At 70.4% G+C, this 24,991-nt stretch carries 20 protein-coding genes; 7 read left to right on the top strand and 13 right to left on the bottom strand.

Annotated elements, in window-relative coordinates; all coding sequences use genetic code 11:
• Positions 1–3: 3 nt before the first annotated feature.
• Positions 4–1,041, top strand: coding sequence for an HAAS signaling domain-containing protein (locus BLS99_RS04615; RefSeq protein WP_091044218.1), 1,038 nt, complete (start codon positions 4–6; stop codon positions 1,039–1,041).
• Between the two features lie 295 nt (positions 1,042–1,336).
• On the top strand, positions 1,337–2,047 hold the full coding sequence (locus BLS99_RS26510) for an aggregation-promoting factor C-terminal-like domain-containing protein (protein ID WP_218126243.1): 711 nt from the start codon (positions 1,337–1,339) through the stop codon (positions 2,045–2,047).
• Positions 2,048–2,145: 98 nt separating this feature from the next.
• On the opposite strand, the gene BLS99_RS04605 is transcribed toward BLS99_RS26510, so the two are convergent.
• From BLS99_RS04605 to BLS99_RS04580, 6 genes are all read right to left on the bottom strand, one after another.
• Positions 2,146–3,075, bottom strand: a complete 930-nt coding sequence (locus BLS99_RS04605) for a hypothetical protein (protein WP_091044215.1) — start codon at positions 3,073–3,075, stop codon at positions 2,146–2,148.
• Positions 3,076–3,180: 105 nt separating this feature from the next.
• On the bottom strand, positions 3,181–3,960 hold the full coding sequence (locus BLS99_RS04600) for a carbonic anhydrase (protein WP_091044213.1): 780 nt from the start codon (positions 3,958–3,960) through the stop codon (positions 3,181–3,183).
• 129 nt (positions 3,961–4,089) lie between these two features.
• Positions 4,090–6,522 (bottom strand): AAA family ATPase, encoded by a 2,433-nt coding sequence (locus BLS99_RS04595; protein WP_091044209.1) that lies wholly within the window; start codon positions 6,520–6,522, stop codon positions 4,090–4,092.
• On the bottom strand, positions 6,522–7,676 hold the full coding sequence (locus BLS99_RS04590) for an exonuclease SbcCD subunit D (RefSeq protein WP_091044206.1): 1,155 nt from the start codon (positions 7,674–7,676) through the stop codon (positions 6,522–6,524). The genes BLS99_RS04595 and BLS99_RS04590 overlap by 1 nt, the downstream gene beginning before the upstream one ends.
• A 44-nt stretch (positions 7,677–7,720) precedes the next feature.
• Positions 7,721–9,448, bottom strand: coding sequence for an ATP-binding protein (locus BLS99_RS04585; protein ID WP_091044203.1), 1,728 nt, complete (start codon positions 9,446–9,448; stop codon positions 7,721–7,723).
• A complete protein-coding gene (locus tag BLS99_RS04580; protein WP_245712148.1) occupies positions 9,441–10,184 on the bottom strand; it encodes a pyrimidine reductase family protein in 744 nt (247 codons plus the stop codon). Before BLS99_RS04580 ends, BLS99_RS04585 begins: the two co-directional genes overlap by 8 nt.
• A 156-nt stretch (positions 10,185–10,340) precedes the next feature.
• Here BLS99_RS04580 and BLS99_RS04575 point away from each other — a divergent pair, with 156 nt between their 5' ends.
• Positions 10,341–10,745 (top strand): peptidase inhibitor family I36 protein, encoded by a 405-nt coding sequence (locus BLS99_RS04575; protein WP_091044201.1) that lies wholly within the window; start codon positions 10,341–10,343, stop codon positions 10,743–10,745.
• 30 nt (positions 10,746–10,775) lie between these two features.
• Here the strand turns inward: BLS99_RS04575 and BLS99_RS04570 are convergent, their stop codons facing one another.
• Positions 10,776–12,098: a D-arabinono-1,4-lactone oxidase gene (locus tag BLS99_RS04570; RefSeq protein WP_091044198.1), complete on the bottom strand. Its 1,323-nt coding sequence runs from the start codon at positions 12,096–12,098 to the stop codon at positions 10,776–10,778.
• Positions 12,099–12,190: 92 nt separating this feature from the next.
• Here BLS99_RS04570 and BLS99_RS04565 point away from each other — a divergent pair, with 92 nt between their 5' ends.
• The gene (locus BLS99_RS04565) at positions 12,191–13,447 is read left to right on the top strand and encodes an amino acid deaminase/aldolase (RefSeq protein ID WP_091044197.1); all 1,257 of its coding nucleotides are present in this window, start codon (positions 12,191–12,193) and stop codon (positions 13,445–13,447) included.
• A gap of 56 nt (positions 13,448–13,503) precedes the next feature.
• On the opposite strand, the gene BLS99_RS04560 is transcribed toward BLS99_RS04565, so the two are convergent.
• Positions 13,504–16,146, bottom strand: a complete 2,643-nt coding sequence (locus tag BLS99_RS04560) for a transglycosylase domain-containing protein (RefSeq protein ID WP_091044195.1) — start codon at positions 16,144–16,146, stop codon at positions 13,504–13,506.
• A 499-nt stretch (positions 16,147–16,645) separates the two neighbouring features.
• Positions 16,646–18,286: an FAD-binding dehydrogenase gene (locus BLS99_RS04550; RefSeq protein WP_091044192.1), complete on the bottom strand. Its 1,641-nt coding sequence runs from the start codon at positions 18,284–18,286 to the stop codon at positions 16,646–16,648.
• 81 nt (positions 18,287–18,367) lie between these two features.
• Here BLS99_RS04550 and BLS99_RS04545 point away from each other — a divergent pair, with 81 nt between their 5' ends.
• Complete coding sequence (locus BLS99_RS04545) at positions 18,368–19,351, top strand: SRA domain-containing endonuclease (protein ID WP_091044190.1); 984 nt, start codon at positions 18,368–18,370, stop codon at positions 19,349–19,351.
• Between the two features lie 682 nt (positions 19,352–20,033).
• Here BLS99_RS04545 and BLS99_RS04535 read toward each other — a convergent pair.
• A complete protein-coding gene (locus BLS99_RS04535) occupies positions 20,034–20,345 on the bottom strand; it encodes a hypothetical protein (RefSeq protein WP_143034682.1) in 312 nt (103 codons plus the stop codon).
• Between the two features lie 215 nt (positions 20,346–20,560).
• On the opposite strand from BLS99_RS04535, the gene BLS99_RS04530 reads away from it, so the two are divergent.
• Together BLS99_RS04530 and BLS99_RS04525 are read left to right on the top strand one after the other, a co-directional pair.
• On the top strand, positions 20,561–21,370 hold the full coding sequence (locus BLS99_RS04530; protein ID WP_091044181.1) for a DUF5753 domain-containing protein: 810 nt from the start codon (positions 20,561–20,563) through the stop codon (positions 21,368–21,370).
• Entirely contained in the window at positions 21,367–21,546 is a 180-nt protein-coding gene (locus BLS99_RS04525) for a DUF397 domain-containing protein (protein WP_091044177.1), read from the top strand. The genes BLS99_RS04530 and BLS99_RS04525 overlap by 4 nt, the downstream gene beginning before the upstream one ends.
• Positions 21,547–21,673: 127 nt before the next feature.
• On the opposite strand, the gene BLS99_RS04520 is transcribed toward BLS99_RS04525, so the two are convergent.
• From BLS99_RS04520 to BLS99_RS04510, 3 genes are all read right to left on the bottom strand, one after another.
• The gene (locus BLS99_RS04520; protein ID WP_143034681.1) at positions 21,674–23,305 is read right to left on the bottom strand and encodes a carbohydrate-binding protein; all 1,632 of its coding nucleotides are present in this window, start codon (positions 23,303–23,305) and stop codon (positions 21,674–21,676) included.
• Positions 23,306–23,482: 177 nt separating this feature from the next.
• Positions 23,483–24,304 carry a class I SAM-dependent methyltransferase gene (locus BLS99_RS04515; RefSeq protein WP_091044170.1) on the bottom strand — a complete coding sequence of 274 codons (822 nt, stop codon included), beginning with the start codon at positions 24,302–24,304 and terminating at the stop codon, positions 23,483–23,485.
• A gap of 144 nt (positions 24,305–24,448) precedes the next feature.
• The gene (locus tag BLS99_RS04510) at positions 24,449–24,880 is read right to left on the bottom strand and encodes a hypothetical protein (protein ID WP_091044165.1); all 432 of its coding nucleotides are present in this window, start codon (positions 24,878–24,880) and stop codon (positions 24,449–24,451) included.
• Positions 24,881–24,991: the final 111 nt, after the last annotated feature.

Below are 24,991 nucleotides of genomic sequence, written 5' to 3'. Positions count from 1 at the left end.
TCCATGACCGAATCCCCCCGGCGCACGGAGATCGCGGCCTACCTGGTCGCCGTGGAGCGCCACCTGAGCGACCTGCCCGAACCCGTCCGCGAGGACCTGCTGTCCGACCTCGACTCCCACCTCGCCGAGGTCGTCGCCGACCTGGCCCCGGGCACCACCCTCGTCGACCTCCTCGGCAGCCCCGAGTCCTACGCCCGCGAGCTCCGCGAGACCGCCGAGACCGAACGCGAGGAGGCCGGCGCCCGCATGCGCCGCCGCTTCCGCGAGACCGTCGAGCCCCTGGTGTCGCGTACCCGCGCCGCGGCCGACCGCTACGCCGCGAGCACCGGCCACACCGACGCCGCCGACCTCGCCGCACGCCTGCGCCCCGGCTGGTGGGTCGCGCGCGGCGTCCTCGTCGCCGCCCTGTTCGTCTACTGGCTCTCGGCGGCGCAGTACGGCGTCACCGGATTCCGAGTCCTCGGCTCGCTCCCCGGCCTCATCCTGCTCACGGCCGCAGTGCTCTTCGGCGCCTGGGCCTCACTGCGCATCGGCGCGAAGTCCCTCGAATGGGGCCGCGACCGCCGCCGCTGGACCGCCGCCGCCGGACTCGCGATCCTCGCGATATCGGCCTACCAGTTCGCGTGGTTCCTCGGCGTCCCGCAGGTCGAGTACGTCGAGACCGACTACAGCGGCGGCGCCACCGACGTCGGCGACGTCTACGTCTACGACGCGGACGGCCAACTGCTCAGCGACGTCTACCTGCTCGACGAGTACGGCAACCCGATCGAGCTCGGCGACCCCTGGACCTGCACGGACGAGTACGGCCAGCCGATGGCCACCTACGACGTGGACTACGGCTACCAGTACCCGCTGTGCAGTGTCGGCGGCCGACTCCCGCTGGAGGACCCGTCCACCGCGGAGCCGACCGCCTCCGAGACCCCCATGGAGTCCGAGCCGGCCACCACCCCCGAACCCGACCCGACCGCGAGCGCCGAGCCGACCGCCGACACCTCGGCCTCCGAGGTCCCGACCACCCCCGAAGAGTCCGCCACGAGCTGACCACGCGCACCACCGGCCCCGCCCGCACCAGGGCGGGGCCCTTCCGTTGCCCGGTGTGACATTGCTCTCGGTGGACCTAAGTGGAAGAAAGACGGAGCGCCCCGGCCACCGTCAATGGGCCGTTCGGAGGAGGGCGCGGGCCGCAGTTCCCGACCTATCCGGCACACGCCGCGATACTCCCGCTATCGGGCGAGACGGGCACGCAATGCGTTCCGGTACAGGCGGCGATGTGCCGTAATGTCGCCGTTACCGAGCGGTACGGCGGCGGCGTTTCGCGCTTCTAGGGTTACCCCCGATGTTTACCCGACTGAAGACGACCCGAGCCAAGCACCGCGCCGCAGAGCGCCGCCCCGGCGGCCTCCGGCACGTGGTGCGCACCCGGGTGTTCGTGTCCTCGGCCGCCGTACTGCTCGCAGTCGGCTCGGCCAGCAGCGCGAGCGCCGCGATCATCGCGACCGACGACCCCACCGCCGAGGAGCAGCTGGCCGAGCAGATCGTCGCCGACGCCGGCACTGCCGACCGCCAGTGGGACGACGTCGCGTCGATGGACAGCATCCTGCCCGAGAAGGCCGAGGCCGCTCCTGAGACCGCACCGTCCGCACCGGCCGAGGTCCCGGTCGAGGAGGAGCCCCCCGCCGAGGAGGCCGCCCCCGAGGAGGAGTCCTCGGGCCCCAGCGTCGACATCTCGGCCGAGTGCTCCGACTACTCCGGCAACCAGGCCATCGGCTGCACCATGACCCTCGACGCCGGCTACGACATGGGCGAGTTCCAGTGCCTCGTGGACCTGTGGAATCGCGAGTCGGGCTGGGACGAGACCGCCTACAACTCCGGCTCCGGCGCCTACGGCATCCCTCAGTCGCTCCCAGGCGACAAGATGTCCGCCAACGGCGACGACTGGGAGACCAACCCGGCCACCCAGATCGCCTGGGGCCTGGACTACATCGACGGCCGCTACGGCAGCCCGTGCGCCGCATGGTCGCACAGCGAGTCCAACGGCTGGTACTGAGAACCGCATACGCTCGACACACCTGCGAACCCGGAGTTCGCTGACCCAGGAAGGCCCCGGTGCTTGAGCACCGGGGCCTTCCGTCACGTCTCAGGGCCTCAGCGGCCCGTCTCCATCGACGCCGCCCGCACCGACCGCAGCAGCAGCCGCGGATCGCCGAGCATCCGCTTCAGGCGCCGCTCCAGCCCCGCGATCGGCGTGAGGTTCTGCGGGGCCCTGGCGTCCTTGTGCGCGGCCGAGCCCAGCGGCGGCAGCGCCGCCGCCGTGGCGTCCGCCAGCGCGATCGCCGCCTCCTCCGTCAGGTCGTCCGACGCCTCCAAGCGCGCGATGCCGCTCCAGCCGCGGTTGCTCGTCCCGGGCAGACGCAGGTACCACGTGTACCGGGGCCACCCGGAGACCAGGTGGAACACCGGCGTGCGCTGGCCGGGGGCCAGGCGCTCGACCACGGCGTTCTGCTCGCCCTGGAGGTAGGACCGGTGGTGGCTCTTGATGTAGCCCACCGAGTTCGAGAGCTGGTCGCGCCCGCGCAGGGGCCCGTCGAGGACCGCCAGCTCCGCGTCCATCGCCACCATCGAGGCGACCTTGGCCTCCAGCTCGGTCATCTTCCGCTGGGCGGCGGCGATGAGCTCGCCCGGGTCGGCGGACTCGACCTCGCAGTGCGGGTAGCGCCCGAAGTCCGCGCCGGGGTCCACGGCCGAGAACAGGCCGCGCTCCACGTCCGCCTCGGCCACGGCCGAGACGTGCCCGTCGAGGTCGCAGGCGACCGCGCCGGCGGCCCAGGAGACGCACAGGCCGGGCCAGCGCTCGCCCCGGTGCCCGTCGGTGTCGTCGAGCAGTTCCACGCGGGCGTCGATGCGGCGCACCCCGTCGACCACGACGAGGCGGCGCGGGCCCTTCGCGGGCGCGTCGATCGGCCGCCAGTCCTCGGGGTCGAGTTCGACCTCGGTCCGCACGGTGCCGCCGGAGCGCGTGGGCGACTCCGGGTTGTCGGCGAAGGACGGGTCCCAGGCGTCGACGGTGATCTGCAAGGCGCACCCGCTTTCCGGTCGATTGCGGCCCAGCCTACTTCGCGCCGTCGAGGTCCATGGGCCCCATGGGGGTCCGGGCCGGGACCGGGTCCCGGCCCGGGGCCTTCAGGCCGCGATCTCGGTGACGAGACCGGTCTCCAGCGAGTACACGGCCCCGACGACCGTGAGCGCGCCGTCGGCGACCAGTTCGGCCAGGTTCGGGTGCTCCTTGAGCGCCTGGACGGTGAGCAGGACGTTCGCGGCGATCATCGCGTCGACGGGGTCGCCGGACTCGGTCCTGGCGGCCTCGTAGGCCGGGGTGAGCGAGGCGACGATCTCGGGGAGTGCGTACCCGTGGTCCTCGGCCTCCTCGCCCGCGTCCGCCGCCGCGAGCGCGTCGTGCGCGGCGGTGACGGCGCCGCACTTCTGGTGCCCGAGGACGACCAGGAGCGGGGCCTCCAGGGCGGCCGGGCCGTACGAGACCGACTCGGAGACGAGCGGGTCGAAGGTGTTCGCGGCGGTCCGGGTGACCATGAGGTCGCCGACGCCGGTGTCGAAGACCAGTTCGGGGGCCACGCGGGAGTCGACGCACGTGAAGACCGCGGCGCGCGGCGCCTGGCCCTCCACGAGCGCTTCCCGGGTGTCGGTGTCGGTGCCGGGGTGGACGGGTTCGCCGTCGGCCCAGCGCTGGTTGCCCTCCAGGAGGGCGTCCCAGATCTCCTCGGCGGTCTCCAGGCCCTTGAGGTCGGGGACCTCGGGGGTGGCGGAGGCGGTCTCGGAGGCGGCCGCGCCGCCGGAGTCGGCGGCGCAGGCGTCGAGGGCGAGGAGGAGCGCGGCGCCGGCGCCGACGGCGCCGGCCCCGGTGAGGAGCCTCCGGCGGGTGCCGGAGATATGCGTGGTATTCATACGTTCTGCTTACGCCTCGGAGCTGGGCGGCGTATCGACGCGGGCGTCCGTTGTGCCCCTTGGCATACGGGCGTCAAGATTCCGTATGGAAACCGCGGGTGCGGCCCGCCCGCGCCGCCGGGAGCGCGGTCAGGACCAGGTCTTCTCCACGTGGGAGCCCTTGGCGTCCTTGGTGATCCGGAACCGCACCGGCACCCGCTCGGCCAGCTCCGCCACGTGCGTCACCAGGCCCACCGTGCGCCCGGCCGACAGCGTCAGCGCCTCCAACGTGGTCGCCACGGCGTCGAGCGTCTCCGGGTCGAGCGTGCCGAAGCCCTCGTCCAGGATGATCGACTCCAGGCTCGCCCCGTGCCGCGCCAGGCTCGCGAGCTGGTCGCTCAGCGCGAGCGCCAGCGACAGCGAGGCAGCGAATGTCTCGCCGCCCGACAGGCTCCGCGCCGGACGGGCCATGTCCGCGTCGTGGTGGTCGACCACCCAGAAGTCCTGGTCCCGGTAGATGAGGTCGTACTGGCCCGCGGTGATCTGGTTGAGCATGACCGTCGCGCCCGCCACGAGCTCGTCCAGGGCCTCCGACAGCAGCCACTCCATGAACCGCCGCGCCTCCAGGTGCGAGGCGAGGGCCTTGGCGATCTCGGCCTCGTGCGCGAAGCGCCGCGTCTCGGCCTCCAGGTCCACGCGCTGGCGGCGGGCCTCGGCGAGGCGGGCCGAACCGGCGCGGGCGGTCTCGACGGCGGCGGCGTGGCGGCCGACGTAGTCGCCGCCCCCGCCGGTGCGCGGGACGTCGATGTCGAACTCGCCCAGCGCCATCCGCAGTTCGCTCCGGAGGGTCCCGGCGCGGCCGTCGAGACCGGTCAGCTCGGTGCGGGCCGCCTCCCGCTCGCTCGCGGCCCGCTCCAGCGACGCCTTCGCCCAGTCGACGAGCGCTTCCCAGCTCGCGGCCAGGTCGTCCCCGGCCGCGGGCGGCGCGAGCACCGCGACCTGGTCGCGGGCGTGCTGGAACTCCTTCCAGGCGCGCTGCTGGCGCTCATCGGCGGTCTGCTTGCGCTTCTCGGCCTCGCGCAGGGCCCGCCGCGCGGCCTTGAGCGCGGCGCTGGTCCCGGCGAGCTGCTGGCGGGCCTCCTCCGAGGACGACCGCCGGGCCTGGAGCGCGGGGGGCTCCTCGACGCCTTCGAGGCGCTTCTTCAGCCGCCCCTCGGCCAGGCGCAGCTCGGTCAGCCGCTCCTCGTAGTTCTCCAGTTTGGTCTGGAGCGCGACCACGCCGGCCTGCGCGTCCCGGTGCTCGATCGTCGCGGTGCGCGAGGCTTCCTCGGCCTGCTGCATGGACTCCGAGAGGTCGTGCTCGGGCACCGTCTCGACCGGGCGGTCGCAGACGGGGCACTCGTCGCCGACGGCGAGCCCGGCGCGGAGTGTCCCGGCGAGCTCGGCCATCCGGACCTTGTGGAGGGACGCGTGCTGGATCTCGACCTCCTCGCCGGCGGCCTCCTCCAGCTCCTTCGCCTCGGCGAACTGGTCGCGCAGCTCCTCGGTCAGCTCCAGGCCGGTCTTCAGCTTCGACTGCGTCTCGGCGAGTTCGGCCCACGCCTTGAGCTGGCGCTCGATGAGCCCCAGGTCGAGGCCGTCGAGTTCGGCGCGCAGCCGCTCGTCCTCGGTCTCGGTCGCCTCCACTTCGGCGGCCTTCGCGGTGACGGCGGCCGCGGCGTCGGACACCTGCGCGGCGATGTCGGCAACCCCGTCGGGGCGCTTGATGTACGTGAGCGACGCCAGGTTCGCCTCGGCCTCGGCCAGGCGCCGCCGGGCCGACTCGACGGCGGCGGCGAGCCCGTCGAGGGCGTTCGCCTTGTCGCGCACCGGCTCGGTGAGCTTCTCGAGCTGCACGACCCGCTCGGCCGCTGCCGCGAGCTCGGCGTCGGCGACGGCCGGGACCCGCGCGAGCTGGGCCTCCAGGGTCCTCATCGCGGTGGTCGCCGCGTCGCGCTTGGCGCCCGCGAGCTGCTGCACCCGCCGGTACACGCTGTGCCCCAGCAGGTTCTCCAGGATCTTGCGCCGGTCGGCGGGGGAGGCGTGCAGGAACTCCGCGAACTCGCCCTGGGGGAGGAGCACGCACTTGGTGAACTGCTCGAACGGCAGCCCGATGACGCGCTCGGCCGCGTTCGAGACCTCGCTGGGACTGCCCGCGAGGGCCCGCCCCAGGCCCTCGACCAGCGCCTCGTCGTCGGCCGGGTCGACCCCGTCCGGCAGCTGCTCCAGTGCGGCCGTGGTGGTCTTGACCTTCCCGTTCCGGTCCCGGCGCAGGATCCGCGTCGCCACGTAGTGGGTGCCGGCGGCGGCGAACACGAGCCGCACCCGGCCCTCCACCGCGGACGGCGCGAGGGCGTTCTGCGTGGTGTTCACCCGCCAGCGCGGCGTGCGCCCGTACAGCGCGAAGCAGATCGCGTCGAGCACGGTGGACTTCCCGGCCCCGGTGGGCCCGGTGAGCGCGAAGAAGTCCACGTCGGTGAAGTCGAAGGTCTCGGCGCCGGTGTAGGACGCGAAGCCGTTGAGGTCGAGCCGGATCGGACGCATCAGACCTCCTCGGCGACGGTCTGGGTGTCTTCGTAAAGCTGCGAGAACAGCTTCGCCACGGCCGGGTCGTCGTGGCCGTTCTCGGTCAGGTACGCGCCGAACAGCTCCCCGGGGCTGCGTCCGGAGCGCCGCTCGCGCGGCTCGGACCGATCCAGGCGCATGACCGGGTCGATGTGGATCTGGACGGCGTTGGGGAACAGGTCGGCGACCTCGCCGCGCAGCCCGGCCCGCGCGGGCTCGGTCACGAAGACCCGCAGCCACGCCTGCTCGTCCGGTTCGGCCTTCGCGAGCTGCTCCAGGTTCCCGCGGACGGTCTGGAGCGGCACGGCCGCGGTGAGCGGCACGGTCCGCACCTTCGCGGGCACGCCCGCGCTGACCTCGACGATCGCGACGCCGGGGGTGTGGTCCTCCTCGCCGAAGTCGACCGCGAGCGGCGCGCCGGAGTACCGGATCGGGCACGGGCCGTTGATCGCCTGCGCCCGGTGCAGGTGCCCCAGGGCCACATAGGAGGTCGTGGGCGGGAAGATCGCTGCGGGCACGGCGTAGTCGGCGACGGTGTGCACCTCGCGCTCGCCGCCGCCGACCTTGCCGCCGACCACCGTCAGGTGCCCGGTGAACAGGTTGACGGTGTCGGCCGCGAAGTCCTGCGTGAGCGCGGCGACGAGGCGGCGCAGGTGGTCGGCGTAGTTCGCCTCGGCTCCGGCCGCGCCGAGCTCGAACAGCTCGGCGGCGCGCACGGCGTGGCGCTGGGCGATGAACGGCAGGGCCGCGCACTTCCACCGCTCGCCGTCCTTCGTCTCGCCGGTGACGACGTGGTCGGCGGCCTTGCCGAGGCTGCCGCGCAGGTGGATCCCGGCCGCGTGGGCCCAGGCCCGCAACGCTTCGAGGGCCTTGCCGTTGTCGTGGTTGCCCGCGACGACGACGACCTCGGCGCCGGTCCCCTGGAGCGCCGACAGGGCGGTGAACAGGAGCTTCTGGGCGTCGCTGGAGGGCGACGCGGTGTCGAACAGGTCCCCGGCGACGATGACGAGGTCGACGGCCTCCGCCCGGGCGACCTCGACCATCTGCCGGAAGACCGCGCGCTGCTCGTCGAGGCGCGGGCGCCCCTTCAAGGTGACGCCCACGTGCCAGTCGGACGTGTGGAGAATGCGCAAGATGTTGCCCCCCTCTGGGCGGAGTTCGCGAGCCCTGGGCGGGCTCAGAACGGAATGTCGTCCTCGTCGTCGCCGGCGAGGTCGAAGGGGTCGACCTTGGCGGTGGCGGAGAGCGCCCGGCCCGACCGCGACGCGGCGGCCGGGGCGGACCCGGCCTCGGCGGGGCGGGTGGCCCAGGCGGGGAACGGGAAGTTCACCACCAGCGGGACCGGCAGTTCGGGCTGCGCCACGAACATGGTGCCGGGCTTGGCCATGAGCACGCGCATGCGCTGCGCCTGGGTGAGGAACCCGTACTCGGGCCGGGTGGCCTCGGCCGCGTCGAGGCGGCCGACGACGCGGATCGCGGAGTTCGACGCGATGCGCCGCTCCACTTCGGACGCGGTCTGCTGGGCGCCGATGAGGATGACCCCCAGGGACCGGCCGCGTTCGGCGATGTCGAGCAGGATGTCCTTGATCGGACTGGTGCCCTCGCGCGGCGCGTACTTGTTCAGCTCGTCGAGCACGACGAACTGGAGCGGCCGGGCGGTGCCGGCCTTCTCCTTGCGCTCGAACTCGCTGCGCAGCACCACGCCGACGACGAACCGCTGCGCCCGGTCGGGCAGGTTGTGCAGGTCGACCACCGTCACCTGCGCGTCGGAGGACAGGGCCGCGCCGCGCGGCGGCAGGTCGCCGCGGATGAGGCGGCCGATGTCGCGCCCGGAGGCGATGAGCCGGCGGATGAACGCGTTGACGGTGCCCAGGCCGATCGCCGATCCGGCCCACTCGGTGCGGGTCTCGTCGTCGGCGAGGCGCTCGCACACGAGGTCGACGAGGTCCCGGTAGCTGGTGAGCAGCCGCCCGTCGACGCTGATCGCGCCGTTGTCCTTGGGGCGGGCCTCCTTGCGCAGCCGGGCCGCGACCTGGTGGACGACCATCGTGTACTGCTGGCGGTCGTCGTCGCCGTCGGCGAACACGAACGGCAGCAGGTTGAGCTGGCAGAACTCGGCGAGCGTCCAGTAGAACGCGTCGACGCCGGTGGACCGGCACGCCACGTCCGGGACGCCGTTGGAGTCCCCTTCGCGCGGCGGCGCGAGCACCTCCACGGACTTGAACGCGCCGGGCTCCATGCCCAGGCGCCGGTACGAGTCGCGGACCGTCTCGTCGATCTTGGTGTTGTCGTGGTCCAGGAGCAGCAGGTCCTCGCCCTTGACGTTGAAGATGAGCGCCTTGGTGTTCGCGGCCTCCGCGCCCAAGGCGCCGGAGTGGAGCAGCGAGTACAGCATCCAGGTCGCGAACGAGGTCTTCGTGGCCACACCGGAGATACCGGAGATCGAGACGTGCGCGCCCCGGGTGCCGTCGAGGAAGTCCGGGTTCAGGAACACCGGCTGGCCGTCCCGCGAGAACCCAAGAGGCACTTGGCGTGCCATGCCGTCGAAGTACAGGGCCCGGTCGCGGTCCTCGCCGGTGGCGCGCTGGACCTCGGCGCCGGGGCGCGGGGGCACGAACACCTCGGGCTCGACGCGCGTCACCGTGACCTCGGCGGCCTCCTGCACCTGCGCGGGGAGCAGGCCCCCGGCGATGTCGAACACGTCGGAGTCGAACTGGGCCCCTTCATGGCGGCTGCGCACCGCGGTGACCACGCCGGAGATGCGGACCGTGCCGACCCCGGGGACCTGCCGCTCGGTGGTGAGCACGTCGTCGAGCTGCGCGTACGCCTCCGGGCCGACGCCGACCCAGAACGACAGGGGCGTCGCGTCCTCCGTGCCGAGCACGCGGCCCACCGAATCACTCATCGGTCGATCCTCGCACGTAGCGCAGGATGAGGTCGTCCCCGGCTTCGAGGACGTGTCGCAGGCGAAGCCGCCTCGCGACCGAGGACTCGTGCCCCTCCGCGATCCGGTACGGCCCGCCGCCCACCAGCAGCGGCGACAGCGTCAGGTCCAGTTCGTCGACGAGGTCGGCCGCCACGAGGTCCCCGAACAGGTGCGGCCCGCCCTCGCAGAGGATCTGCCGCAGGCCCCGCTCGCGCAGCGCGGCGACCGCCGCGGTCAGGTCCACCCAGTTCGTGCCCGTCTGGATCACGTCGGCGACCTCCCGGAACGGCGCGACCCGCTCCTCCTCCAGGCCCCCCGGGCACAGCAGGATCGGACGCCGCGGCGCCTCCGCGAAGATCGCCGCCCCCGGATCGAGGGCCGCCGTTCGCGTCACGATCGCCATCACCGGCACCTCGGGCAGCCCCTGCGCCCGCCGCCACGCCATCCGGTCCTCGGAGAGCACCAGGCGGCCGTACCCCTCGGCCCGGACCGTCTGCGCCCCGGCCACGAGCACGTCGCACCGGGCCCGCAGGACCTTGAAGACCCGCTTGTCGGCTTCACCCGAAAGGGACCCCGACAGGCCCCCCAGGGTCGCCGCGCCGTCGGCGCTGGACACGAAGTTCACCCGCAGCCAGTCCGGCTCGGGCGGCGCGTACGCCTCGTAGACCTCGTCGTCGGTCAGTTCATCGAGTTCTCGGTACCGCAGCTCTCCCACCGCCAAAAGGTAGCCCACCCGTCCGACAGCGGATTCCCCGAACTCGGCCCGCCGCACCGCGCGATCCGTAAACTCATTCGCGTTGTGTCTTGACGCGATCACTGATCGTGACGTGTCGCCATCCGGCGCAACCGCATCCGAACGAAGGAGACCACGATGCCCACTGCACGACGGATCACCACCGCACTCGCCGCCGCCGGGGCCGCGGCCCTCGCCGCCACCGCCCTCACCGGCGCCGCGGCCGCCGCCGCGCCCCTCACCGAGGCCGGCACCTGCGAAGAGAACCACGTCTGCATGTGGGAGGACGCCGGCTACGGCGGCGACAAGTGGGTCAACTGGCAGCCCTCCGGCACCGGCCAGATCTTCGAGATCGGCGGCTGGAACGGCGACAACGAGATCAGCTCCGCCCTCAACCGCACCGGCTACGCGATCGTCGTCTACGCCGACGACGGCGCCCAGGGCGCCTCGTACTGCATCCACGCCTACCAGCCCATCCAGAACTTCAAGGAAGTGGGCTTCAACGACGACGCCGAGAGCCTCATGACCCAGGGCTCCTGCTGACGGCCGCGGCCTGGCGGCGGCCCGCCGCCGTCAGGCCCCCAGCACCCGCTCCAGGTACGCGTTCGCGAAGCGCCGCTCCGGGTCCGCCTCGTCCCGCACCCGCCGGAAGTCCTCGAAGTGCTTGTACCGCCGCGACAGCTCCGCCGCCCCCAGCGTGTGCATCTTCCCCCAGTGCGGGCGCCCCTCCGCCGCGTCGAACACCGCCTCGCAGTTCCGGAAGTACGGCACGTGGTCGTGCCCCCGGAACTGGTGCACCGCCACGTACGCCGTCCGCCGCCCCTGCGCCGTCGACAGCCAGATGTCGTCGGCCGCCGCGAACCGCACCTCCACCGGGAACGACACCGTGTGCCCCTCCCGCTCCACCAGCGCCTTCAGCTCCCGCAGCACCGTCGGCAGCGCCTCCCGCGGCAGCGCGTACTCCATCTCCCGGAACACCACCGACCGCGGCGACGTGAAGATCCGGTGCGACACGTCCGTGTACTCCCGCGCGCTCCACACCCGCCCCGCGATCCGGTTCAGCCGCGGCACCATTCCCGGGAACCGCACCCCCACCCGGTTGCTCGCCGAGAACAGCGTGTTCTCCGTGAACCCCTCGTTCCACCAGTACGACAGGCGGCTCGGCGCCCGGCCCCGCTCCGACATCGCGTGCCGGTTGTTCCGCTTCGTCAGCGTCCGGTCCGTGTGCGGGAACCAGTAGAACTCGAAGTGGTCGTTCTCCGCCACCAGCTCGTCCAGGCCCCCCAGGACCGCGTCCAGCCGCTCGGGCCGCTCGACCGCGTGCAGCCGGAACGCCGGCACGCATTGGAGCGTCACCTCCGCGATCACCCCCACCGCCCCGAGCCCCAGCCGCGCCGCCGCGAACAGCTCCGGCCGCTCGAACTCCGTACACTGCACGGCCTCGCCGTTCGCCAGTACCAGCTTCACGCCCTTGACCTGCCACGCGAACCCCCGGTACCGGTCGCCCGTGCCGTGCGTCCCGGTCGAGATCGCCCCCGAGATCGTCTGCCGGTCGATGTCGCCCATGTTCTCCAGCGCCAGCCCGTGCGCGTCCAGAACCTGGTTCAACCGCCACAGCGGCATCCCCGCCTCCACCGTCACCAGCCCCGACCTCGGGTCCACCGACACCACCTCGTCGAGCCCGCCCATGTCGATCCGCACCCCCTCAGGCACCGCGATCGCGCTGAACGAGTGCCCCGCGCCCACGGCCTTGACCCGCAGGCCGTCCCCGCCCGCCGCGACCACCGCGGCCGACAGCTCCTCGACGCCCTCCGGACGCACGGTCCGCACCGGCTCCGCGGCCTCGGTGCCCGACCAGTTCTGCCAGCGCGCGTTCTCGACGACGGGGGTCCCCATGGCGGCGGTCCTTCCAACGACTCTGTTGAATACGAGGTGTACTTCACGGTAGCTTTCATCTAACCCCACTTGACCTGCGGAAGGGAAGACGCATGGGACACCAGGGAGGAACGCGCTCGCCAGGGGCCGCCGCCAACGGCGGCGCCGACCAGCGGTTCGGGGTCCTCGACCGCGCCACGGCCGGCCTCCAGCCGCCGTTCGCCGCCGTCGACCTCGACGCCTTCGACACCAACGCGGCCATCCTGCGCCGCAACGCGATCGGCAAACCGCTCCGGCTCGCCAGCAAGTCCCTGCGCTGCCGCGCCCTCATGCGCCGCGCCCTCGCGCAGCCCGGCTTCAAAGGCGTCCTCGGGTTCACGCTCCCCGAGGCCCTGTGGCTGGCCGGCGCCGACGAGCACGGGGAGTTCGGCGACATCGTCGTCGCCTACCCGACCGCCGACACCGACGCCCTGCGCGCACTCGCCGCCGACGACGGACTCGCCCGCCGCATCACCCTCATGGTCGACTCGGTCGAGCACCTCGAGTTCCTCACCCGCCACGTCGACCCGCACCCGTCGCGGCCCCTGCGCCTGTGCCTCGAACTCGACGTCTCCCTCGAACTCCTCGGCGGCCGCCTCCACCTCGGGTCCTTCCGGTCCCCGGTCCGCACCCCCGACCAGGCCCTCGACATGGCCCACGAGATCGACAAGCGCCCGGGCGTCACCCTCGTCGGCATCATGGGCTACGAGGGCCAGATCGCGGGCGTCCAGGACGCCTACAGCGCCGCGTCCCTCAAGGCCCCCATCGTGCGGCTCATGCAGACCATCTCCAAAGCCGAGCTCGCCGAGCGCCGCGCCGAGGCCGTCGCCGCCGTCCGGCGCGTCACCGACCTCGAGTTCGTCAACGGCGGCGGCACCGGCTCGGTCGCCTCCACCGCCGCCGACCCCTCGGTCACCGAGATCGCCGCCGGCTCCGGGCTCTACTCCCCGGCGCTGTTCGACGGCTACCGCTCGATCCGGCCCCTCCCGGCCGCGTACTTCGCGCTCCCGGTGGTCCGGCGCCCCAAGCGCGGCATGGTGACCGCGCTCGGCGGCGGCTGGATCGCCTCGGGCGTGCCCGGCCCCGACCGGCTCCCCAAGCCGTCCTTCCCCGGCGGGCTCCGGTACGTCAAGACCGAGGGCGCCGGCGAGGTCCAGACCCCGCTGCGGGGCCGCGCGGCCGACGCGCTGGCGATCGGCGACCGGGTGTGGATGCGCCACGCGAAGGCCGGCGAGCTGGCCGAGCGGGTGAACACGATCCACCTCGTGCGGCGCGGAGAGGTCGTGGACGAGGTCCCGACGTACCGCGGCGAGGGCCACGCGTTCGTCTGAGCCGCAACGCGACAGGGCCCGGCAGGAGTGATCCCGCCGGGCCCTGTCACGTCGCGCTAGTCGTCGCGGCCGCCGCCGCCCCCGCCGCCGGGGCCGCCTTCTTCCTCATTGGTGCACAGCCCCATCCACTCGGAGATCGGGTCGCACTCCTCCCCGCCGCCGCCGGGCTGGTGCGCGGCGGCGCAGCGGGTGTCGGCCGCGCCGGTCGGGGTGGCGCAGTAGGCGCTGTCGGCGTCGATCGTGCCGTCGTCGTTGACGATGTCGTCGACGATGGCGCTGCCCTGGGGTTCGGCCTGGGTCCAGTCGACCCGCTCGTACTCCTTGGCCTCGATCGCGCCCTCCATGAACTGCTTCCAGACCGGATAGCTCAAGGTGCCACCGAAGACGTTGTCGGTGCCGCCGTCCTTGTTCAGCAGCGGCGCGGACTCGGCGGTGGCGTTGCCGACCCACGCGGCGATGCTGAGCTGCTTGATGGCGCCGACGTACCAGGTGTGGGCGTTGGCGTCGTCGAAGCCGTCCCAGTTCGCCTCCCACGTACCGGTCTTGCCGGTGTACGGGTGGTCGATCGCGCCGCCGTCGCCGTCGATCTCGGAGCCGACCCACTGGAGGTTGCGGGCGATGCTCGCGTCCATGGCCTGGGTCTCCTCCAGACCGCGGATCGTGGGGACCTCGTTGCCGTCGCGGTCGAGGACCTTCTCGACGAAGTGCGTCTCGTTGTAGACGCCGTCGTTCGCGATGGTCGCATACACGGTCGCCATGTCCTTGACGGAGGTCGGGAACTGCCCGAAGCCGATCTCGTAGTCGAACGGGGCGCGGGTGTCGTCGAGGTTGAGCGGGGTGCGGACCGCGTTGCCGTCGTCGTCGTAGCCGTTGACCGAGGCGAGCGGGTCGATGTTGCCGTTGGCGTCGGTGACGTACCCGCCGTCGGCCTCCACGGTGTTGTGCACCGTGTAGGTGATGGTGCCGTCGTCCTCGATGTAGAACCGGTAGATGTCGCCCGAGGAGGTGGCCTGCATGGTGCGCAGGCCCATCCTGATGGCGGTCTCCAGGACCGTGGTGGCGCCGTACTTCTCGGCGATCGCGTACATCGGGGTGTTGCGGGAGTCGCGGACGGAGTCGGTGAGCGTCTTGTCGATGTTCTCGGTGCGCCCGGCGTTGCTGACGGGCCCGGCGTCGCCGCGGGCCTCGAACTCGCGGGGCGAGTCGGAGTTCCACCACGAGTCGATCGAGGCGCCTTCGAGGATCGCCGTCGCGGCGGTGACCATCTTGAACGTCGAGGACGGCGGGTGCGGGTTCTCGATGCCGGCCTTGTCGATGCCGAGGCCGTTGTTCCCGCCGTAGTAGCCGAGGACCCGGCCGGTGCCCGGTTCGACGGCGACGACCGCGTCGGCCATCGACTCGTTGAACTCGTACAGCGCGGCCTTGTCGTTGTCGTCCTCGAACTCGAAGAACCCGTCGTCGTTCACGTACTCGGCCGCGGCCGCCCGTTCGACGACCTCGCCGTTGTCGTCGACGAACTGGTCGTCGTCGTTCTTCACCCGCTTGAGGTCGCCGCGGCTGGCGGTCTCGATCGCGAGCGCCTGGATCTCGGGGTCGAGGGTGAGCTGGACGGTGTACCCGCCGGTGCCCTCCTTCTCGCCGTAGAAGTCCTCCTGGGTGAGGCCGTAGCGGCTCTCCAGCTCCTCCCAGATGTAGCCGTCGGTGGGGTTGGTGATGAAGCCGGTGGCCCCTTCGTGGCCCCAGGTGCCCGGGTTCTCGAGCGTTTCGAGGGTCGCGGGCATGCCGGCGTCGAGCTCGGTCTGGACGGCGGCGAGCTGCTCGTCGCTGAGGTCGTCGGTGAGCGTCAGCAGCTGCTCCATGCCGTGCGTCCACCGGTCGAGGGGCGCGGTGTCGCCCTCCTCGACCAGGCGCGGGTCGAAGGAGCCGTCGCCGGCCTTGACCTGCATGGCGAGCATGACGCCCTGGCCCCAGGTGAGGTCCTTGAGCGGCACGCCGAACCAGATCTCGGCGGCGGCGGCGATGCCGTAGCTGCCGCGGCCGTAGAAGTTGAGGTTGAGGTAGTGGAGGAGGATCGTCTCCTTGGAGTACTGCTGCTCCAGCTTCATGGCCATGACGGCCTCGCGGGCCTTGCGGCCGTACGACATGTCGTCGCGGATCTCCATGACCATGCCCGCGTACTGCTGGCTGATCGTGGACGCGCCCTGGGTGTCGCCGCCGGTGACGTTGTTGACCAGGGCGCGCATGGTGCCCTTGTAGTCGACGCCGTCGTGCTCGAAGAAGTCCTTGTCCTCCAGCGCCAGCAGGCCCCAGACGACCTGGTCGGGCAGCTCCTCGTAGGTGTCGACGAGCTTGCGGGTGTACTCGCCGTACCCGGCGACGGTGGTGCCGTCGGCGTAGGTGATCGTGGTGGACTCGCCGAACTTGAGGTCCTTGGGCGCGGGCACGTTCTGGAAGAACCAGGACCCGGCCACGGTGACGGCGCCGAGCAGCATGAGGCAGACCATGATGAGCGCGGCGTAGACGCGGCGGCGGCGCACCGAGATCTGCTTCTTGCGCTTCTTGCCCGGGGGCGGCGTGCCGGGGGCCGGCTTGGGCCTGGCGGCGACCACGGAGGCGCGCCCGACGCCGGCGCGGCCGGCGGCGGCCGGGGGACCGGCGGGCGGCGGTCCTGCTGGGGCGCCGCCGGAGGGCGGTCCCATCGGGGGCGGCGGCGGTCCGGCCGGGAGGCCGGGCGGCGGTCCCGCGGGCGGGCCCATGGGCGGCGGCGGCACGGCTCGTCCCGGCGGGAGGCCCTGGGGCCGTGCCGGAGGCGTCGCCTGGAATCCGGGTCGCGGTCCGGCCGGAGGTCCTGCGGGAGATCCGGGAGGTCCGGCCGAGTGGCCCGGAGAGGGGCGGTAAACGTCGCTCATGCTCAACCATCCACGAGTTGTGAGGTGCCGGCCCTCGGCGCGCGGCCCGAGTCGGCTTCGGCGAGCGCTGCCGAAGGGTGGTGGGTCCGGCCGGCACCCGCAGAACCTTGGATGCTAGCGGACCACGCCCCGTACGTGAGGAGTGCTCGGTTTCGCGGGTGAGGAAGGCCGCTTATCGCCCACCTTAGACCGCCCGTGCGACCCCTGTTCCGACCCATCGTGCCTGGTTCCGCCCTATGCGTCGACATACCGGACAAGTAAGCCGATCACGCCCGACGGCCTCCGTGACCTATTTCACCACGCCCCTCGCGGCCTGCCGGCCCGAATAGATGCAGCCGCCCAGGAACGTGCCCTCCAGCGACCGGTACCCGTGCATCCCGCCCCCGCCGAACCCGGCCGCCTCGCCCGCCGCGAACAGCCCCGGCAGCGGCTCGCCGTCGCCTCGCAGCACCCGCCCGTCCAGGTCGGTGTGCAGGCCGCCCAGGGTCTTGCGCGTCAGGATGTTCAGCCGCACCCCGATGAGCGGCCCGGCCTTCGGATCGAGCAGCCGGTGCGGCGAGGCCACCCGGATGAGCTTGTCCCCGCGGTAGTTCCGCGCCCCCCGCAGTGCCGTGACCTGCAAGTCCTTCGTGAACTTGTTGCCCATCTCGGCGTCCCTGGCCTCCACTGCGGCCCTGACGGTCTCGTACTCCAGCAGGCCGTCCCCGCTGATCGAGTTCATCTTCGCCACCAGCTCCGGCAGCGTCGCCGCCACCGCGAAGTCCGACCCGTGCTTCTTGAACGCCTCCACGGGCCCGGGCGCGCCCGGCAGGACTCGCTTCAGGAGGAGCTTGAGATTCTTCCCGGTCAGGTCAGGGTTCTGCTCCGACCCGGAGAGGGCGAACTCCTTCTCGAGGATCTTCTGCGTCAGGACGAACCAGGTGTACTCATACCCGGTCGTGGCGATATGTTCGAGCGTCCCCAGGGTGTCGAACCCGGGGAAGTAAGGAGCGGGAAGCCGCTTCCCCGTCGCGTCCAGCCACAGCGACGAAGGCCCGGGCAGGATCCGAATGCCGTGATGGGGCCAGATCGGATCCCAGTTCTCGATGCCCTCGGTGTAGTGCCACATGCGGTCCCGGTTGATGAGGTCGGCCCCGGCGTCCTCGGCGATCCCGAGCATGCGGCCGTCCACGTGCGCGGGAACCCCGGAGATGAGCCGCTTCGGAGCCGCCCCCAGCCGGTCTGGCCAGTTCTTCCTGACCAGCTCGAAGTTCCCCCCGATGCCGCCGGACGCCACGATCACCGCGTTGGCACTGATCTCGAACTCCCCGAGCGTCTCCCGACTGGTCGAGGCCCCCCGCTGCGACTCGTCCGGAGCGAGCAAGGTCCCGGACACCCCGGTGACCCGCCCATCGGTCACCGTCAGCCGATCCACCCGGTGCCGGAACTTCAGCTGCAGCTTCCCATCGACGATCGCGTCCTCGACAAGGCGCACGAACGGCGCGATGATCCCGGGCCCGGTGCCCCACGTGATGTGGAAGCGCGGCACGGAGTTCCCGTGCCCCTCCGCCGTATACCCCCCGCGCTCGGCCCACCCGACGACGGGGAAGAACCGCACCCCCAGCGAATGCAGCCAGGCCCGCTTCTCGCCCGAGGCAAAATCAACGTAGGCCTCAGCCCACTTCCGCGGCCACGCGTCCTCCGCCCGATCGAACCCGGCGGTCCCGACCCAGTCCTGCCAGGCGAGCTCGTGCGAATCCTTGATCCCCATGAACCGCTGCTCCGGCGAATCCACGAGGAACAACCCCCCGAATGACCAGAACGCCTGCCCCCCAAGCGATTGCTGGCCCTCCTGGTCAACGATCGTCACCGTCTTCCCAAGCCGCACCAACTCCGAGGCAGCCACCAACCCGGCCAACCCACCCCCGACGACAACGACGTCACTGTCCATCGCCCGAACCCTCTCGATCGCTCTGGTGCCCTAGGCTGAAGAGTTCAACTACGGCCCTGTTTCAGGAGGTTACGGCAGCTGATGTCTGAGGACAAGGAGTTCAAGCTCGGCCAACGGCTCACCCGCGAGGAGATCGCAGATGCGTGGGGAGGGTCTAAGTATTCAGGGATTGAACCTTCGACTAAGACCGACAACATCCTGTTGTTCTCCGACCCAACGAAGAACAGCGGCTTCGGCTACCACGATGACCTCTTCCAGTTTGATGATGGGCCGCTTGCCCTCTACGTAGGGCAGGGCACCTCCGGAGATCAAGAGCTGACAAAACGCAACCGATCACTTCTGGAACATCGACAGAATGGGAAAGCGCTCAGGCTGTTCATCGCCGATGGCAAGATTCCCGGAACCGATACAGGTCTGCATCGCTATCTAGGTGAGTACGAGCTCGATCCTGTGCGCCCCTGCTTTCCCGATCGAGCCCCGGACAAAGACGGGGTTGATCGGAGGGTGTATGTATTCAGACTGCGACCGGTTGACCAGGTTGAACCACCTCCCTTCGATCATGGGCCGGTTGTCTCGGGCGTCAGTTACCTCGTCGAGCACGAGGACACCGAGGAATCGCTGTCGGACCAGCCGCTGTCGGAGTTGATCGACATCGAGAAGCATTCTGGTGAAGTAATCATCCGGAAGGCTATAGAAGAGGTCGCTGTGCGGACTGTCGAGCGTGAGTTGGTGCTTCGGTTCAAGGCATGGTTGAAAGCAAAAGGTGTCGAAGTAAAACGGAACAAGATCCCCGTCCCCGAGGGAACTCGGCTGTACACCGACCTCTACGAGGTTGATTCGAAGGTGCTCTACGAGGCGAAGGGCAAATCCGACCGGAACTCCGTCCGCATGGCAATTGGTCAATTGTTTGACTATCGTAGGTCTGTCGACTCGGAGTCCGTGCTTTCGATCCTCCTCCCTGAGGCCCCAGATTCCGACCTGGGGGAGCTCATCAAGTCCGTTGGCATCTCGCTCGTCTACGAGGAAAACGGCGAGTTTATCGGGTGGCCTGTTACCGGTTCGTAAGGAGAGCAGGGAGCCCTCGGCGCTGCCGGTTTCGGCTAAGTGGGGGAAGATTCGGGTGGTGGCGCAGGTGCTGGATCGGGCGGGGAGATTTCCGGTGTCGGGGGCGGGAGTTCCCAGGCGGCGTGGCGGAGTTGGGTGATCAGGTTGTCGGCCGCGGTTTCTATGTCTTCCTTGCGGAGCTTGTCGGGGAGGCGGTTCGAGGCGATGCGGGAGAGGATCAGGACGTTGAGTGCGGTCTCGCGGAGGAGTGTGTGGAGCGGGATTCGGTTTCGGGCTCCGGCGAGGGCCGTGATCGAGTCGGCGAGGTGGTCGAGTTCTGGCGCTGACATCGGTATCTCCTGCATCTCTGGTTGTTGTGAAGTTGTCGGTCGATCGATGTTGCGGAAAGTGTAGAGACGACCACCGACAGTTTTGATGGGTGAGTGGTTCAGGTCATAGAGAGGCCGCGCCCGGCCCCACCTGGCCGGGCGCGGTCCTCGGTGTCGGGCGCTTGAGTCCTGGGAGACTGTGCGCGACACCGGATCGGGTCAGGTCTTGGCTGCTGACTCAGTGAGTCGGTAGGTGCCGCACGGGAAGCGAATTGGGCAGCGGTAATGCGCCGAGCAGGTGAAGCACCAGGGCGGAATGCCGCCGTCAGATTTGTGCTGGCCGGGGATCCGGCGTGGCGTGGTGCCCGTGTCGGTCATCGGTCCGCGCTCCATCGGCGATAGAGATCGAGCACAGATTGGCGAAATGCTTCGCGCATCTCGGGCGTCGGGAAGCGCCAGCTGTGCTCGGAGACGAGGTGGAGGTTCGGAGTCGGTGTGTCGGGTCCGGTCACCACACCAAGGTAGATCGAGAGCTCGCCCGGCGCGATCCGGAAGCACATGACCGACCCCCAGTCGGGATCGAGCAGGCACCGGATTCGCGTCGACCCGTCCACTTCGACACCGACCTCGATCTCCTGTGGAGCCGGTGTCGGTCCTTGGCTCCCCTGAACACTCGGATACTGCATCCCTGCCTCCACTTCCTCGGCAATCGGATGGGCGATTGCGCTGAGAAGAAGGTAAGGGCCGCGTTGTAGGCGATTCAATAGCGAATTGCCTGTTCAGGGTAAGGCGGAAATGTTGGTCAACCATGCGCGGCAGTTTTGCTCGGCAGTACGCCGGCCAAAACTGCCGAGTGATTCATGGTGGTTGTGTTGCAGGGGAATCGTGTGATACTGGCCTGATGGCAGATGCGAAGGCGCTTAGGCGCGAGATCGGTCGTGAGCTCGACAAGATGCGGAACACGGCCGGGATTCCCGCCAATGACATTCGGATCCTCAAGATCTGCGGTTCGACGAGAACCTATGCGCGCCTGGTGAAAGGCGAACGGACGAATCTGACCTACCCGGTGATCGCGGCACTCTGCGATCTGTTCAACAGCAGCCCTCAGAAGAAGTTCGAGCTGCAGAGGCTGTGGGATGTGCTCGACGACACCAGCTTTTCGGAGTCCGCCGAGGCGCTGGTGAAGGCCGGCTTCAGCCCGTACATGGGCTTTGAGCGGATCGCCGTCAGCATGGACCTGTACGAGCTGGGTCTCGTTCCTGGACTGTTTCAGACCGAACGATTCATTCGCCGCCAGCATGAGGGGGATCCGTTCCTCGATGCCACCGAGTCGGAAAAGCTGGTCCAGCTTCGTCTGCATCGCCAGGAGGAAGTCGAGCGGCGCGGGAATGCAATCAGGATCCGCGCGCTTCTCAGCGAGGGTGCTTTGCGCAACGGCTGCGACGCTGAACAGATCGACTACCTGTGCGAGCTGGATGAACGGCCGAATCTGACGATTCGATACCTGCCGTTCGGTTCCGGGCCGGGTCGTTTGTTCACGGCGTCGTTCAGCATACTATCGTTCCAGGACGACAGGGACCCTGATCTCGTCTACTTCGAGGCTCCAGGTGAGTCGCGGTTCGTGGAGGCTGCCGATCCGGTGCAAGCCTGCCGGATGGCGATCGAGGCGGGGCATGAGCAGGCCAGAGCGATCAAGGAGTTCAAGCCATGAGACCGACCGGATGGCGTAAGTCGAGCCGAAGCGCCCCCCAGGACAACTGTGTCGAGGCGCGAAACGCCATCTCCGGCTTCCAGGTCCGGGACAGCAAGCTCGGTGAGGGTTCGCCGGTGTTGGAACTGGAGACTGCGGACTTCATCGGATTGCTTCGCGACGCGAAGCGTCCCTGACGGGGCAGGTGCTGACACCGACTGCATGCCGGGGCCGACGAGTGGTGCTCGTCGGCCCCGGTTTTTTGCGTTGTGCGGTTGGTGGTGCCCGAGGCGCGATCGTCGTCTCGGGCACGCTGTCAGGTCATCAGGTTCGGGCCCAGAGGGCCGGGGTCACGTCCGGGGTCCAGGTGGATTGGGACGTGTGGGCGATGACGCAGCGGTAGCCGACGCCGTTGTAGGTGACGAGGGCGCCGACGGCGTAGGGGGTCCCGGCGCTCCAGGTGCCGCCACCGCCTCCGCCGCCGATGACGAGGGTGAAGGTCGCCGTGCGGGTCACCGTGCCCTGCGCGGTGACGGTGATCGTATGGGTGCCTTGGGCGGCCGAGGCCGCGACGGTGAGCGTCAGGGTCGCCGAGCCGCCGGTGGTGACCTGGGCAGGGGAGACGGCGGCCTGGACGCCGGTGGGGGCGCCGGTCACGGTGAGGTTCACCGATTGGGCGCTGCCGGAGGTCGTCTGGGTGGCGACCGTCGCGGTGGTGGACTGTCCCGGCTGGACCGTCGCGGTGCCGGGGCTGACCGACATCGTGAACCCGGGCTGCGTGCCGCCCGTGGTGGTGAGGGTCGCGCCCGTGCGCTGGAGGGCCCGGTTCAGCGGTTCGTACACCGTCCAGCCGCTCGGGCAGGTGCCCGCGCCGCCGGAGGTGATGCCCTGCGCGCTGTTCCCGGAGATGTACGAGCCGCCGGAGTCGCCGGGTTCGGCGCATACCGTCGTGCGGGTCATGCCCGAGAGCGAGCCCTCGGGGTAGCTGATCTGCACGCCCTTGGCCTCGATGACGCCGCAGTACCAGCCGGTGGTCGAACCGGACCGGCACACGGAGGCGCCGACGACCGCTTCGGTGCCGTTGGCGACCGTGACGTTGGTGTTGTTGTAGCGGTTGACGTTCGGCGAGACCGTCCACCCGGTGCCGGCCTGCACGAACGCCCAGTCCTCACCGGGGAACTGCGACAGGCGGAACTGCCCGCCCGCGCCGGTGCCGCCGGTGATCTGGCCGTTCCCGATGTCGCAGTGGCCCGCGGTGACGAACCCCGTGCCGTAGGTCGGGTGGGTGGCGGAGAAGCCGACGGAGCAGCGGGACTGCCCGCCGATGTTGTAGGCGTCGCCGCCGCGGATGGACCCCTGGTAGGGGACCGGCCGCTCGGCTTCGACCGAGACGCTCCAGGCGTCCGGTTCGAGGCCGGCCACCTCGGCGACCCGTTCGGCCGCTTCGGCGTCGGAGGCGACGATGGCGATGGCGTTCGCCGGGAGGTCGACGTACCAGCTGTAGACGTCGTCCGCGGCGAGGGCTTCGACCGCGGCGGTGACGTCGGCCGCGAGGGCCGACAGGTCCGCGGTGGAGCGGTCGACGACGGCGGTCTCGTAGTCGTCGGCGGCGAAGGTGGTGGCGATGGGTTCGGTGGCGGCGACGACGATCTGTCCGTCGGCGTCGATCCAGGTGCCCGCGTAGTCGGTGCCGAGTCGCGCGGTGGCGAGGTGCTCGACCTCGACCGCCGCGTCCTCGGTCGCGAGGCGCTGGAGGGCTTGCGCGGTGGTGAGGCCGAGGTCGTCCTCCATCGCGGCGAGCACCGCGGGGTCGACGTCGGCGGGGGGTTGGAGGGGTTGTGCGTTGGCGGTGAACGGTGCGCCGAGGATGAGCGCTCCGCTTCCCGTCAGCACCGCGGCCGCGACGGCGGCGATGCTCCTTCGAGGACTCATGTTCATGCCTTTCTCGCAGGTCATGCGAAAGGTCGATGAGACTGTGGGTGTGGCCACGCGCCCCAGCCTAGAGTCCGATTAATAGATTGTAAAGTTTCTATATAGAAAAATCTGGTGCCCTTTGGTCCCTTGTGTCCACCGGTGTTTCCCCAGGCACAACTACCCGGCGGTAGGTCTCCGGAGAGACCTACCGCCGCGCGCTCACGCCCGGCAGAGGATCTCGCCGTGCGGGATCATCAGCCACGAGGTCTGGTTGTGGCCCCACGCCTTCCACGCCTTGGAGATCGCTTCCAGGTCGTCCTGCACGGCGTGGCCGCCGTCGAGGGCCTGCGCGGCGAAGTCGGAGTGGAGGCTGCGGTCGGCCCACAGGTCGCCCCACCAGGTGCGGTCGGCCTCGTCGGAGAACGTCCAGGTGGAGGAGGTCGCCTCGATCGCGGCCTCGGGGAAGCCCGCGTCGAGCGCCCAGGACTTCAGGCGGCGCCCCGCGTCGGGCTCGCCGCCGCCGGCCCGCGCGACGGTCTCGTACAGGCCGAGCCAGTCGGTCAGCCCCTGGGACTCCGGGAACCACGTGAACGCCGCGTAGTCGCTGTCGCGCACCGCGATCAGCCCGCCGGGCCGCGCCACCCGCCGCATCTCGCGCAGGGCCTGGACGGGATCGCTCACGTGCTGGAGCACCTGGTGCGCGTGCACGATGTCGAAGCTGTCGTCAGCGAACCGCAGCGCGTGGACGTCGGCCTGCTCGAAGCGCGTGTTCGTGAGCCCGCGCTCGGCCGCTGCGGCCTCGGCCTTGGGCAGGACGTCCGCGACGTAGTCGACGCCCGTCACGTGCCCGTCGTGCGCGATCTCGGCGAAGTCGGCGGTGATCGTGCCGGGGCCGCAGCCGATGTCGAGGATGACGTGGTCGGTCTTGAGGTACGGCAGCAGGTACGCCGCCGAGTTCTCCGCCGTCCTCCAGGTGTGCGACCGCAGGACCGATTCGTGGTGGCCGTGGATGTACTTCGCCGTCTCTTTTGCCATGGGCACGAGACTAGTCCCTCGGTACCAATGGGTGGGAGCCGGATTTCAGCATGCGGTCACTGGTGTGCCACGGGAGGTCTCCGCGGGGTTCCGGGGAGTGGGGCGGCCCTCGCGGCCGTGGTGGGGTCGGCGGCGAGGGCCGGGTCTATTCTAGGCGCTCGCGAGCAAAGAGGGAATGACCACGGGGAGCACATAGCACCCGATGTCCCCGACCTCGCTGTAGGTGAGCGCCCAGCGCGCGGTCCTGGCGTCGCGGCACAGGACCACGAAGGCCACCATGCAGCTGAGCGCCCGCTGCGCGTCGGTCATGAACTGGAGCCACGACTCCGCCTGCGCCGGATCGGGGGCGAGGACGGCGTCGAAGAGGACGGCGACGACGCGCTCGCCGCCCATGGCGTAGGCCGCCGCCACGCACACGCGGAGGCGGCCGGGCTGTTCGGGGAGGGTGAGGGTCCTGCGGCTGACGGTGATGCTGTCGTAGTCGGGGAGGTCGGGTCCGTCGGTGAAGTTGTACAGCTCTGTGGCGAATTCGGGGCGGGTCTCCATCAGCATGGCGAGGAGTTCGTTGTACTCGATCGACATTCGAGTTCCTAACTTCCGCGTGGGGTCACAAAAGGTGGGTTGTAGGAACAACGAAGACACGAGTTTCCGGTTACGGGTAATCGCCGCGGGTTGGGGAGGAAACTTGCAGAT

It is taken from the genome of Glycomyces sambucus, from assembly GCF_900102815.1.
In the GTDB taxonomy this organism is placed as follows: Bacteria; Actinomycetota; Actinomycetes; order Mycobacteriales; family Micromonosporaceae; genus Glycomyces; species Glycomyces sambucus.
This window is presented reverse-complemented; position numbering and strand designations above follow the sequence as displayed.

What these genes read in the sequence shown, in the direction of transcription:
- BLS99_RS04615 (WP_091044218.1), top strand. Translation starts at nt 4, where the DNA reads ATGACCGAATCCCCCCGGCGCACGGAGATCGCGGCCTACCTGGTCGCC.
- BLS99_RS26510 (WP_218126243.1), top strand. Translation starts at nt 1,337, where the DNA reads ATGTTTACCCGACTGAAGACGACCCGAGCCAAGCACCGCGCCGCAGAG.
- BLS99_RS04600 (WP_091044213.1), bottom strand. Translation starts at nt 3,960, where the DNA reads ATGAATACCACGCATATCTCCGGCACCCGCCGGAGGCTCCTCACCGGG.
- BLS99_RS04595 (WP_091044209.1), bottom strand. Translation starts at nt 6,522, where the DNA reads ATGCGTCCGATCCGGCTCGACCTCAACGGCTTCGCGTCCTACACCGGC.
- BLS99_RS04585 (WP_091044203.1), bottom strand. Translation starts at nt 9,448, where the DNA reads ATGAGTGATTCGGTGGGCCGCGTGCTCGGCACGGAGGACGCGACGCCC.
- BLS99_RS04575 (WP_091044201.1), top strand. Translation starts at nt 10,341, where the DNA reads ATGCCCACTGCACGACGGATCACCACCGCACTCGCCGCCGCCGGGGCC.
- BLS99_RS04570 (WP_091044198.1), bottom strand. Translation starts at nt 12,098, where the DNA reads ATGGGGACCCCCGTCGTCGAGAACGCGCGCTGGCAGAACTGGTCGGGC.
- BLS99_RS04565 (WP_091044197.1), top strand. Translation starts at nt 12,191, where the DNA reads ATGGGACACCAGGGAGGAACGCGCTCGCCAGGGGCCGCCGCCAACGGC.
- BLS99_RS04560 (WP_091044195.1), bottom strand. Translation starts at nt 16,146, where the DNA reads ATGGGACCGCCCTCCGGCGGCGCCCCAGCAGGACCGCCGCCCGCCGGT.
- BLS99_RS04550 (WP_091044192.1), bottom strand. Translation starts at nt 18,286, where the DNA reads ATGGACAGTGACGTCGTTGTCGTCGGGGGTGGGTTGGCCGGGTTGGTG.
- BLS99_RS04545 (WP_091044190.1), top strand. Translation starts at nt 18,368, where the DNA reads ATGTCTGAGGACAAGGAGTTCAAGCTCGGCCAACGGCTCACCCGCGAG.
- BLS99_RS04535 (WP_143034682.1), bottom strand. Translation starts at nt 20,345, where the DNA reads ATGCAGTATCCGAGTGTTCAGGGGAGCCAAGGACCGACACCGGCTCCA.
- BLS99_RS04530 (WP_091044181.1), top strand. Translation starts at nt 20,561, where the DNA reads ATGGCAGATGCGAAGGCGCTTAGGCGCGAGATCGGTCGTGAGCTCGAC.
- BLS99_RS04525 (WP_091044177.1), top strand. Translation starts at nt 21,367, where the DNA reads ATGAGACCGACCGGATGGCGTAAGTCGAGCCGAAGCGCCCCCCAGGAC.
- BLS99_RS04520 (WP_143034681.1), bottom strand. Translation starts at nt 23,305, where the DNA reads ATGACCTGCGAGAAAGGCATGAACATGAGTCCTCGAAGGAGCATCGCC.
- BLS99_RS04510 (WP_091044165.1), bottom strand. Translation starts at nt 24,880, where the DNA reads ATGTCGATCGAGTACAACGAACTCCTCGCCATGCTGATGGAGACCCGC.